The 485-nt window shown below is 67.8% G+C and carries 1 pseudogene; it reads right to left on the bottom strand.

The features are described 5' to 3' along the window. Positions 1-249, bottom strand: a pseudogene (locus tag HUX53_RS00125) (ATPase); the annotation flags it as partial. Between the last annotated feature and the right edge of the window lie 236 nt (positions 250-485).

The following is a 485-nucleotide window of genomic DNA, read 5'->3' as shown; positions in this document are numbered from 1 at the left end:
CACCACCTCGATGAGGTCGCGGACGTCGGCGGCGTGCGCGACCGGGGTGAGCCGCCCGAGCGGGGCCCCCTGGCCCTGCGTGTCGCGCATCTCCAGCTCGGCGGCCGCGTCCGGGTAGCCCATCGAGATCCGCGCGGCGAACCGGTCGCGCTCCCCCTCCGCCAGTTGGTAGGTGTCCTCCCCCCCCCCCCGCTTCTGTGTCCAGTCCTCCCTTCTCCGCGGCTCCATCGCGTGTGTCGGTCCGTCCACTCTTCCCTGCCTCCCCCCCCTTCCTGTATACCTCCCCCTACCGTGCACTTACCATTCTTCCCTCGATCCTCTATTCACGCACATCTTGTTCCCTTCATCGCCCCCCGTCTCCCCCTCTTCACACTCGCCCGCCTACGCACCTATCCGTCCGCACTTCCCTCGCTCCCTTCTTCCCTTCATCACATCCCCGGCTGCGCTCCCACTCCGGTTTAGCTTACGCTCATCCTCCCTCCCCC

Origin of the sequence: Actinomadura sp. BRA 177 (genome assembly GCF_013372625.1) — a bacterium.
Classification (GTDB): Bacteria; Actinomycetota; Actinomycetes; order Streptosporangiales; family Streptosporangiaceae; genus Spirillospora.
This window is presented reverse-complemented; position numbering and strand designations above follow the sequence as displayed.